At 37.5% G+C, this 12,389-nt stretch carries 7 protein-coding genes; all 7 read left to right on the top strand.

Annotation, left to right across the window (positions count from 1 at the left end; all coding sequences use genetic code 11):
• Positions 1–322: 322 nt before the first annotated feature.
• Positions 323–3,184 (top strand): aminomethyl-transferring glycine dehydrogenase, encoded by a 2,862-nt coding sequence (gene gcvP / locus GX311_07530; GenBank protein NLK16229.1) that lies wholly within the window; start codon positions 323–325, stop codon positions 3,182–3,184.
• A 274-nt stretch (positions 3,185–3,458) separates the two neighbouring features.
• Positions 3,459–3,617: a 50S ribosomal protein L34 gene (gene rpmH / locus GX311_07525; GenBank protein NLK16228.1), complete on the top strand. Its 159-nt coding sequence runs from the start codon at positions 3,459–3,461 to the stop codon at positions 3,615–3,617.
• 110 nt (positions 3,618–3,727) lie between these two features.
• Complete coding sequence (locus GX311_07520; GenBank protein ID NLK16227.1) at positions 3,728–4,792, top strand: CofH family radical SAM protein; 1,065 nt, start codon at positions 3,728–3,730, stop codon at positions 4,790–4,792.
• Positions 4,793–5,024: 232 nt separating this feature from the next.
• On the top strand, positions 5,025–7,463 hold the full coding sequence (locus tag GX311_07515) for a T9SS type A sorting domain-containing protein (GenBank protein ID NLK16226.1): 2,439 nt from the start codon (positions 5,025–5,027) through the stop codon (positions 7,461–7,463).
• Between the two features lie 201 nt (positions 7,464–7,664).
• Entirely contained in the window at positions 7,665–8,606 is a 942-nt protein-coding gene (locus GX311_07510) for a hypothetical protein (protein ID NLK16225.1), read from the top strand.
• Between the two features lie 152 nt (positions 8,607–8,758).
• Complete coding sequence (locus GX311_07505; GenBank protein ID NLK16224.1) at positions 8,759–10,054, top strand: T9SS type A sorting domain-containing protein; 1,296 nt, start codon at positions 8,759–8,761, stop codon at positions 10,052–10,054.
• A gap of 362 nt (positions 10,055–10,416) precedes the next feature.
• Positions 10,417–12,389 (top strand): hypothetical protein (locus tag GX311_07500; protein NLK16223.1); only part of this gene is annotated, 1,973 nt, incomplete at its 3' end.

The following is a 12,389-nucleotide window of genomic DNA, read 5'->3' as shown; positions in this document are numbered from 1 at the left end:
TACTGATATTAGTTTGTAGTTATTAAAAAAGATTATAACTGCCTAAAACATAAGTATACAAATATCTTTATGACATATAACACAATTTTTTATCAGAGTTCTTTGTAAATTTGCGTTTTTAGACAGAGGTCAAATTTAACACTTTTCGTTAAATAAGTTAAGAATATTCAATTAAATTTCTTATGTTTATGCATTGTTCAGACTATGATTGCAACAAATCCACATGCCTTATAATCACATCTTTACACATTGAGCTTTATTTGGCATGATATTTTCATATTGCAGAAAATCAAATTATAATAATCAACATAAATAAATCTATATGGAAGCAACTAACAAATTTTTAAACCGTCACGTTGGACCACGTGAAAGCGAAATTGCAAGCATGTTAAAAGCCATTGGGGTCTCATCTTTAGATGAATTGATAGACCAAACCGTTCCTAAATCAATTCGTTATACCAAGCCTTTAGATATGGCTCAGGAAGGAATGAGCGAATATGAGTATTTAAATCATGTTCGTAAAATGGCTAAAAAAAATAAAATATTTCGCTCTTTTATTGGTCAGGGATATTACGATACCATAATGCCATCGGTTATTTTAAGAAATATTTTAGAAAATCCGGGTTGGTACACATCTTATACCCCATATCAAGCCGAAATATCACAAGGACGATTAGAGGCTTTACTAAACTTCCAAACTGTTGTCTCTGAACTTACAGGACTACCTATAACCAATAGTTCGCTTTTAGACGAAGGAACCGCAGCAGGTGAGGCTATGATTATGTTTTTCAAAAAGCGCGAAAGAGCACAAATCAAAAACAATGCAAACAAATTCGTTGTTGACAAGGACGTATTCCTTCAAACAAAAGCGGTACTCGAAACTAAAGCAAGCGTTTTAGATATCGAGATAGTTTATACCGATATTATGACTCACAATTTCGACGATAAAACATTTGGCGTCCTAATTCAATATCCAACTGCAAAAGGCGAAATACGTGATTACAAAAACATTACTGAAAAAGCTCACGCATCAGGGATTAAAGTAGCTGTTGCAGCCGATATTTTAAGCCTTACTATGCTAACTCCTCCGGGACAATGGGGAGCTGATGTTGCATTAGGTTCGACACAACGTTTCGGAATACCAATGGGATTTGGCGGACCACATGCAGCCTATTTCGCTGTTACAGATGAATTTAAAAGACAAATTCCCGGACGTATTGTCGGAATCTCTGTTGACAGACACGGAAACCCAGCACTAAGATTAGCGTTGCAAACTCGCGAACAGCATATAAAACGTGAAAAAGCAACATCAAACATATGTACAGCACAAGCACTACTTGCAACTTTAGCCGGAATGTATGTCGTTTATCACGGACCAGAGGGCATTAAACAGATTGCTTGCAAAATCCATTGCAAAACATCAGAACTTAACCGAAGAATTGCTGAGCTTGGCTACAAACAAACCAATAAATCGTTTTTTGACACACTACACATTGAAGTTCCTGCAAATGTTACGACGGATAAAATCAAAACACTTGCCGAAGCTAAGTACATGAATTTCAATTATGTTGACAGCAAAACAATAACTATAAGTCTTGATGAAACAACATCAATTGACGACCTTAACAACATCGTGGCAGTTTTAGCCGAAGCTGCAGGTAAAAAATCTTCACAAATTTCAGCCTTAGAATGCAAGCCAATAATTGCAGAGAGCATGAAACGAACTGACAAATATTTGCAGCATGATGTGTTTAACTCATATCGCTCTGAAACAGAGATGATGCGTTATATCACAAAATTGGAACGCCGCGATATTGCACTAAACCACTCAATGATTCCATTAGGTTCATGTACAATGAAGCTTAATCCCACAACCGCAATGTTGCCAATGACTTGGAACGAGTTTGCAAATATCCACCCGTTTGCACCAAAAAATCAAACCGAAGGATATCTACAGCTAATCAAGGAGCTTGAAGACGACCTTGCTGTCATAACAGGTTTTGCAGGAACAACACTACAACCCAATTCAGGCGCAGCAGGCGAATATGCTGGTTTAATGGTTATCAGAGCTTACCAAAAGTCTATTGGTCAAGGACATCGCAATATTGTATTAATACCTTCATCGGCACACGGAACAAACCCAGCTAGTGCTGTTATGGCAGGATTAGACGTTGTTGTAGTTGCCTGTGACGAAAATGGAAACATCGACGTTGACGATTTAAGAGCAAAAGCCGCGGAACATAAAGATAACCTATGCTCATTTATGGTAACCTATCCATCGACACACGGAGTTTTCGAAAGTCGTATTTGTGAAATGATGAAAATTATCCACGAAAACGGAGGACAGGTTTATATGGACGGAGCCAATATGAACGCACAAGTTGGATTAACAAGCCCCGGCTTAATCGGTGCTGATGTTTGCCATTTGAACTTACACAAAACCTTTGCCAGTCCTCACGGAGGTGGCGGACCAGGTGTTGGACCTATTTGCGTTGCAAAACATTTAACACCATTCCTACCATCTAACCCATATGTAAAAGTTGGTGGCGATAAAGCTATTAAAGCAGTATCGTCGGCTCCATATGGCAGTGCAAATATATTGTGTATTACACACGGATATATTAAAATGTTGGGTGCAAATGGTTTGACGCATGCAACAAAAATGGCAATTTTGAATGCTAACTATATCGCTGCTCGTTTAAACAAATATTACGATGTTCTATACACAGGAGAAAAAGGACACTGTGCACATGAGATGATTTTAGATTGTCGCAGTTTCCGTCAAAATTATGGTGTCGATGCTACCGATATAGCTAAACGTCTTATAGATTATGGCTTCCACGCACCAACGCTATCATTCCCGGTTGCTGATACTCTTATGGTTGAACCAACCGAAAGTGAATCACTACAAGAGCTTGATAGATTTATCGATGCAATGATTTCTATTAAGAAAGAGATTGAAGCCATTGCCGAAGACGATAAAACTAATAACGTTGTGGTAAACTCTCCACACACTGTGTTTGAGGTAACAGCAAACGAGTGGAAGCATAAATATAGTCGTGAACAGGCTGCTTTCCCATTAGAATGGATTAAGGAAAACAAATTCTGGCCCTACGTTGCACGCGTTGATAACGGATATGGAGACAGAAACTTAGTCTGCACTTTGGCACCAATATCAGACTAAAAGTAGTAAAATAAAACTGAGAATCAGTACACTGTAGAGACGTCACATCGTGGCGTCTTCCACAACCAACAAACTGATAATCAAAAAATTGCAGAGACACCATAATATGTAGAGACGCCATAATATGACGTCTCTACTCTCTGCAATTTTGAATTTTTAATTTAAAATTTATTAAAAACACTTTATTATTACAATGAAAAGGCTTAAATTTGCAGTCCGAAAAATAAAAAGCTTATTCTGCTTTGTAATATAAACGTAAGAAAAATATACTCAAATGAAACGAACATTCCAACCTTCGCTACGCAAAAGAAAAAACAAACACGGTTTTCGCGAAAGAATGGCAACTGCAGCAGGTCGTGCAGTTTTGGCTCGTCGTCGTGCTAAAGGACGTAAAAAATTAACCGTGTCTGATGAAATGCGACACAAAGCATAAAGATTTTCTATAAGCATAAAGAGTAGTAATACCTTAAATAGGTGTTCCTACTCTTTTTGTTTTATACCTGATGCAAAAGCACAATATAATTTGAGAGCTGGACTTCAAAAGTGATTACATATAACGATATTTTCAATAAAATCAAACTCCATCAAAGTATTTCAACCGATGACGCCATATATTTATATGAACATGCAACATTGGGAGAGCTTGCTGTTATGGCAGATATAAGAAGGCGCAAATTCAACGGTGACAACATATATTACATTAAAAACATACATATCGAGCCAACAAATATATGCCAAAACAGATGTAAGTTCTGCTCCTATCGCCGTACAGAAGGCGACAGTGACACATATAAACTCTCTCACGAACAAATAATAGACAGAATTAAGGCAGCAGGTGACATCTCTGAAGTTCATATTGTTGGAGGGCTACACCCAGATTATAATTTAGATTTTTATACAACCCTTTTCTCCGCCATTCGCACCCAATTCCCCAAAATACATCGCAAAGGGCTGACTGCCGAAGAGATCAAATACTTATCCGAACTATCAGGAAAAACTTATACGGAAGTTTTGCAAGCACTTGTAAATAGCGGTTTACAATCAATGCCCGGTGGCGGTGCAGAAATTTTTGATTCCAAAATTAGAAACATAGCCTGCCCCGATAAACTTTCAGGCGAAGATTGGTTAAAAATACACGAAGTGGCACACATGCTTGGAATTACCACAAATGCCACAATGCTATACGGACACATTGAAAACACTCTACACCGCATAAAACATCTTGAAGCCATTCGTAACCTGCAAGACAAAACAAAAGGTTTTAATGCTTTTATCCCGCTAAAATACCGTTTATCAGAAAACCAATTGGGTTTAACAAATGAAGTTTCAATTATTGATGACCTACGGACATATGCCATCTCACGGATTTTTCTCGACAACATACCACACATAAAAGCATATTGGCCCATGTTAGGGTTGCAAAAAGCTATTCTTATGACATCATTCGGAGCTGACGATCTAGATGGAACAATATCCCAATCAACCGAAATTTACTCTACAACCGGAAATATCGGTAAAGATGGAATCTCCACACAAGAGTTATGCTTGGCGATACAAGCAGAGGGAAAAACACCTATTGAAAGAGATAGCTACTACAATGCAATCTAACCTTCTGTAACTGAACTTATTGATACTAATATCGCACAACACGTTATAACCACTTCAATGGTTATTAAGCCGATCGAAGTATAAACCCAGTTACCAAAATAAAACTGCAGAAAACCATGAAAAAAGAGAGATTCATCCAAATTTCTAAATTTTTTTATACCACGTAGTTGTTTATTAAAATAATTAATGTATATTTGTGTTTGACTTAGTTTAATTTAAACAATTATCAATTATGAAAAAATTTACACTAATTATTGGAATGTTAGTAGTAGGTTCAATGACCTTTGCTCAAGGATTAACCAATCTACAACATCGTAAGTCTAAAATGACAGACGTTACACAAAACGACGAACAAAAAACTACCACCAGATCATACAGAGCACCTGGTGATATTATTTTTGAAGAGTACTTTAACGCGTCAGAATGGAGTGCAGCCAGCGAAGGTGGCGTTGCTGTTCCGGCAAATATGCCAGCTGGATGGAGTGTATTTGACGCAACAGGAAACAACTTCTTCTGGCGTTGGTCAACTGAAGGACCACGTGGTCCATATACCAGTAGTCCCTGGAATGTTCCTAACAGTAGCATAAGAATTAAATCAACCAGCGACAACACACCCGGCGGAGAACAAGGATTTATTATGTTTGAGCTTGACTTCTATAACACTACTTCTGAAGGAGGTTCAACTGATATAGCAATGGATTCTTATATTCAGCTTCCACCTATTGAGACTACAGAAAACAGTGCGGTAAACGTTCGTTTCGAACAGTATCACCGATTCTGCTGTGCTAGTTACGAAGCTGGAGTAGGACCAAAATTGTACATCAGTAGTGACAACACTACCTGGACTGAATTTGATGTAGAACAAGCATCTATTAATGCTACACCTGCAACAAACCCAAGCGTATATGAAATGGCTGTTAGTAATGTTGCAGCTAATGAAACAACTGTTTATGTTCGACTACACATAAAAGCATTATCTCATTACTATTGGCAGGTTGACGATTTTGTAATGTATGAACCAGAACCATACGATGCTAGAATAATGGGTTACTGGGTTGACTACAGAGATGGAAAATGGGGTGAAAGTTATTTTAAAGACGGTGTCTTGAGACCTAGCTGGAAAAAAAGATTTACAGGCACACCATTTTACAACCCATACTATGCATTTCAAAAAATCACAACCTCAAGAGCAATTATTAGCAACTTTGGAGGACTAGCATTTCCTAATGCTCAAATTACTACAAAAATTGTAAAAGAAGACGGAACTGTTCTTGACGAACAAGTATCAAATACTGTAGCTTCTATCATACCAGGAACATTTGATACCTCTTTTGTGGCAACTCACAATTTCCAAATTCCAAAAACAATTGAAAGTGTTGGATCGTACTATTACGATGGACTTGTTTCTGGTTCAGAAGAAGATCTAGCTCCCGAGAATAACGCTTATCGTTATGATTTCCATATTACTGAAAACGTTATTGGTTATGCAGATCCAAAAACAGCCTTTTCTGACCGCCAAAGTCCATTTAGCTATACAACTTCCGTTGACGGTGACGGTATTGGTGTTATCTTCTACTTAGATCCTCCAACAGAGAACATTCCAGGTACAGAAGTACCCGCTCCTTTCGTATTAAGAGGTATTAATACTCACATTAATAACGATGGATATAACTGGGATATTTGGAGAGCTGGTGATTTTGCTTACCTAACTGCAGTTATTTATGAGGGTATTCCTGATGGTGAAGGAGGATTTTCTTATGATTTGGAAGCGCCTGTAATACAAAGTGCAGCAGTTCCAATTGATTCAACTACAGTAAACTCATGGGTATTCTTGCCATTTATTACTGACGGTGCTTCTGAAAACATTACACCTACCGAACAGGGTCATGAATATCTTGCAATGATTCGCTTTACCACTGGTGGTCTAAGATTCTTTGTTGGTGCTGACAAAATGATACAACCTACATATAATGCCAATATACTTCAAATTGGAGGATTAGCTGGTGGCCTTGGTTGGACAGGAATGGAAGCAAATATTTCAATGGAAGTAGTAATTGACAAATATATGGAAGATCCTAGAGGTGAAGTAAAAGTTCAAGTACTTCAAAAACACAAAACTTCAGGAGAAATAAGACCAATATGGAGTAGTCCTGTTGAACTTAGAGTTCCTATTATTGACGAAGATAACGAATTTGCAGGAATTGATTTCGTAACAAAATCTTCTAATATTGACGGATATGCTACTTTTGACAACTTAAGAACAGGTACATATGCTGTATATGCAGCTCTACCAATGGAAGGTGGTGAGGGAATTCAAGTTGACGAAGAAGGCTACGAAATATGGAAAAGAACAGGTGTAACCGTTCAAGGTTCAGGACAATATGAAGTAACTATTACTTTTGATGTTGACGTTTTTGGCATCGAAGAGTATGACCTGTTGAGTGGTGTTAAATTATACCCTGTTCCTTCAAACAACACAGTTACTGTTGAAAGCCCTGTAAGCATTTCAAGAATAGTTATTAGCAATATTGTTGGACAAGTAGTTGAAACAATTGAAAATCCAACACAAGTACAAACTATCTCTGTTGCAGACTATGCTACAGGAGTTTATATGGTTACATTGTTTGATAACAACGGAAATTCAACAACACAACGCTTAATCAAACATTAATTTAGCAAACTAACAAATTAATTATAAAAAAGGGGAGGCTTTAAAGTCTTCCCTTTTTTTATTCTCACGGTCGTTGAGTTCATATTTCGACAAACTCAACAACAACCAAAGCAACCATTATATTAAACACTTGCTTTTACTCTTTAAAAGTTATATATTTACATTTGGCTTTGCTTGTATCAACCTAAATAACTGCTGATTATGAAGAAATTTACACTAATCATTATGATGTTAGTAGTAGGCTTTTCGCTCTTTGCGCAACGATTAGCCGAACCTAAATGCCGTTTGTCAAAAATGACAGACGCACCACAAAACAACGAACAGGAAACTACCACCAGAACAAATAGAGTAGCAGGTAATATTATTTTCGAGGAATATTTTAACGCATCTGATTGGAGCGCTGCCAGCGTTGATGGCGTTGCTGTTCCGGCAAACATGCCAGCTGGATGGAGTGTGTTTGACGCTACAGGAAACAACTTTTTCTGGCGCTGGTCAACTGAAGGACCACGAGGTCCATATACTTCATACTACTGGAATGTTCCTAACAATAGCATAAAGATTAAATCAACCAGCGACAATATACCAGGAGGAGAACAAGGGTTTATTATGTTTGAGCTTGACTTCTACAACTGTAACCATGATACATCAGATGATGTAACGATGAATTCTTATATTCAAATGCCAGTTGTTAGTACTACAGAATATTATGCTGTGAATATCTATTTCGAACAGTATCACCGTTTTTGTTGTGCAAACTACTCTGCTGAAGTGGGACCAAAAATGTATATAAGTAATGATAGTGTTAACTGGGCTCGTTATGATGTAAATCAGGCATCTATTAATGCCACACCTGTAACAAACCCAAGTGTATATGAAGTATCAGTTAGTAATGTTGCAGCAAATCAATCAACTGTTTATGTTCGACTACACATAAAAGGAGAAACTCATTACTATTGGATGGTTGACGATTTTGTGATGTATGAACCAGAACCATACGATGTCAGAATAATGGGCTACTGGATTGACTATAAAGATGAAAAATGGGCAAACTATTTTTCAGGAAATGATTTTACACCACACTACAAAAAAGATTTACAGGCACACCTTTTTACAACCCATACTTTGCATTTCAAGAAATTGTAACTTCAAGAGCAATTGCTGTTAACTTTGGAGGAGAGTCATTTCATGAAGCTATAATTACCACAAAAGTTGTAAAAGAGGACGGAACCGTTCTTGATGAAAAAACATCTGCAGTTGTAAGCAGCATTGCATCAGGAGAGTTTGATACCTCTTTTGTGGCAACCCATAATTTCCAAATTCCTAAAACAATTGAAAGTGTCGGTTCATACTACTACGAAGGCGTTATTTCTGGTGCAGAAGAGGATCAAGTACCTGATAATAACGTATATCGTTACAATTTTAATATTACAGAAAATGTTTTTAGTTACGCAAATCCCAAAACAGCTGGTACAGATCGTATTAGCCCATTTGTCATGACTGACTGCGAAGCTATTGGTGCTGTTTTTTTCTTAGACCCACCAACAGAAAACATTCCCGGTACAGAAACGCCCGCTCCTTATGTATTAAGGGGTATTAACACATACATAAGTAACGATACATATAACTGGAAAATATGGAGAGCAGGAAAGGTTGCTTATCTAACCGCTGAAATCCATGAGTACAATGAATTTGAATTGACAGAACTAATTATATCAAGTGCTTCAATTCCAATCGATTCAACCATGGTGGACTCTTGGGTATTCTTACCATTTATTTCTGACGGAGTTTCTGAAAATATAACGCCAACTGAAGAGGGTCATGCATATGCTGCTGTGATTCGTTTTTTTACTGATGAAAGGTTCTTTATCGGTGCTGACAAAGTAACACAACCCTCATTCTATAGCAATTTGCTTATCAGTTGGTATAATTCTGTTGGTTGGACAGGAGTGGAAACAAATATTTCAATGGAGTTAATAATTGATAAATATGGAGAATCACCTACAGGCGGCATAAAAGTTACAGTGCTTCAAAAGAAGAGAGACACGGGAGAAATAAGACCACTATATGGTAGCCCTGTTGAAATTAGAGTTCCTAATATCAACGAAAATGGCGAACTTGTACAAATGGATTTTATAACGCAAAACACTGGTGTTGACGGAGTTATCACTCTCGATAGCTTGAGATCTGGTTCGTATGCCGTTGCCGCAACCTTGGTAACTGAAGGTGGTGCAATTGCTGTTGACGAAGAAGGTAACCCAATAAAAAAGTTGACTGGGGTAACTGTTCAAGGTTCAGGACAGTATGAAGTAACCATCACTTTTGATGTTGATGTTTTAAATATCGAAGAGTATGACCTATTGCGTGATGTTAAATTATACCCAGTTCCCTCAAACAATACTGTTACCATTGAAAGCCCCGTAAATATTTCAAGAATAGTTATTAGCAATATTGTTGGACAAGTGGTTGAAACAATTGAAAACCCAACAGAAGTACAAACTATATCCATTTCAAACTACGCTACTGGAGTATATTTGGTAACATTGTTCGATAACAACGGAAACTCAACAACACAACGATTTATTAAGCAATGAACAATGTGCAATGAGCAATTAACAATTTTCTTAGTAGCGAGAGCAGAGCCAAGCTTGATTGAGCTATGCCGAGTGACGACAAAAAATGCAGTGAAGCTGAATTAATCGACTTAATGTCAGCTTGTTGTAGAGACGTCATATTATGGCGTCTCTATTGCAATATCAACACATTGTAGAATCGGAGCATGCTCAGTCTATACTTAATACCTTAATGGTTTAGTACCAAACCTGAAAATTCAAGAAATAGAAGTTGTAGGGTATGCACAAGATGCAACTTTTTTATAAAACACTTGCTTTTACTCTTTAAAAGGAATATATTTACATTGGATTTTGTTTGGTTTAACTTAAAATAACTGCTGATTATGAAAAAATTCACACTAATTATTGGAATATTAGTAGTAGGCTTTTCGCTATTTGCGCAACGATTAGCCGAACCTCAACCGCGTTTGTTGAAAATTACAGACGCACCACAATACAACGAACAGGAAACTACAACCAGAACATATAAAGCACCTGGTGATATTATTTTCGAAGAGTATTTTAACGCTTCAGACTGGAGCGCAGCCAGCGTTGGTGGCGTTGCCGTTCCAGAAAATATGCCCGCAGGATGGAGTGTGTTTGACGCTACAGGGAACAACTTCTTCTGGCGTTGGTCTGATGAGGGACCACGTGGTATATACACCTCTCCAGGTACCGATGTTTGGGATGTCCCTAACAATAGCATAAAGATTAAATCAACCAGCGACAATACACCGGGTGGGGAAAAAGGATTTATTATGTTTGAGCTTGACTTCTATAACACTACTTCAGAAGGAGTAGCGACTGATGTAATTATGGATTCGTATATTCAATTTCCAGTTGTTGATGCCACGGAAAATTCTGCTGTTTGCGTATATTTTGAGCAGCATCACCGTTTCTGTTGTGTCCCATACTCTGCTGAAGTAGGTCCAAAACTGTACGTAAGTAACGATAACATTAACTGGACTCGTTATGATGTAGAGCAGGCATCTACAGCCTCGACAACTTCAAATCCGAGTGTATATGAAATGCCGATTAGCGATGCTGCAGCCAATCAACCAACTGTTTATATTCGACTACACATAAAAGGAGAATCTCATTACTATTGGATGGTTGACGATTTTAAATTATTTCAACCTTATTCACACGATGTTAGGTTAATGGGATATTGGGTTGACTATAAAGAAGGTAAATTGATAAGCTATCTTACACCTAGCTACAATAAAAGATTTACAGGTACCCCATATTACAACCCATACTACGCGTTTCAAAAAATTGTAACTTCAAGAGCAATTGCTAAAAACTATGGTGTAGAAGCATTTCCCGAAGCTGTGATGACTACAAAAGTTGTAAAAGAAGATGGAACTATTCTTGATGAAAAAACATCTGATGTAGTAACTAGTATTCCCCCAGGAGGATTTGATACCTCTTTTGTGGCAATTCACAATTTTCAAATTCCAAAAACAATTGAAAGTGTTGGATCATACTACTATGATGGCGTTGTTTCTGGCTCAGTTGAAGATCAAGCACCTGAAGATAATCTATATCGCTACGATTTCCATATAACCGAAAACATTTTTGGTTACGCAAATCCCTTAACAGCCAACACCGAACATCAAACCCCGTTCAGTTATACAGGAACCGTTGATGGCGATGGTCTTGCTGTTGAATTTTTCTTAAATCCACCAATAGATACTATTCCCGGTACAGAAATACCTGCTCCTTACGTATTTAGAGGTATTAACACATATATCACTAATGACTTGGATAACTGGAATATTTGGGATGCAGGAAGTGCTGCCTATCTAACTGCAGAAATTTATGAGTCTGACACTGCGGGAAATTACGATTTAACTGCGCCAATTATGTATAGTGCTTCAACTCCTATCTATTCAACTATGGCTGACTCGTGGGTATTCCTGCCGTTTTACTGTGACAAAGCAAGCGGATATATTACACCAACAGTAGAGGGTCAGGCATATCTTGCTGTTCTTCGTTTTAATACTGGTGGTTTAAGATTCTATATTGGTGCGGACAAGATAACACAACCCTCTTTTCATAGTAATTTACTAATTATTGGAGAAGCTATAGGTTGGACAGGAATGGGAGCAAATATTTCTATGGAGTTAATAGTTGACAAATACAATGAATCACCTACAGGCAACATAAAAGTTACAGTGCTTCAAAAGAAAAGAGACACGGGAGAAATAAGACCACTATATGGTAGCCCTGTTGAAATTAGAGTTCCTAATATCAACGAAAATGGCGAACTTGTACAAATGGATTTTATAACGCAAAACACTGGTGTTGACGGAGT

The sequence above is a fragment of the Bacteroidales bacterium genome, from assembly GCA_012519055.1.
Lineage (GTDB): Bacteria > Bacteroidota > Bacteroidia > Bacteroidales > Salinivirgaceae > JAAYQU01.
Note: the sequence above shows the minus strand (reverse complement) of the source record. Positions and strands in the feature narration are given on the sequence as shown.

Excerpts from the sequence above, each read along its gene's own strand:
- rpmH (NLK16228.1), top strand. The coding sequence starts at position 3,459 with ATGAAACGAACATTCCAACCTTCGCTACGCAAAAGAAAAAACAAACAC.
- GX311_07510 (NLK16225.1), top strand. The coding sequence starts at position 7,665 with ATGAAGAAATTTACACTAATCATTATGATGTTAGTAGTAGGCTTTTCG.
- gcvP (NLK16229.1), top strand. The coding sequence starts at position 323 with ATGGAAGCAACTAACAAATTTTTAAACCGTCACGTTGGACCACGTGAA.
- GX311_07515 (NLK16226.1), top strand. The coding sequence starts at position 5,025 with ATGAAAAAATTTACACTAATTATTGGAATGTTAGTAGTAGGTTCAATG.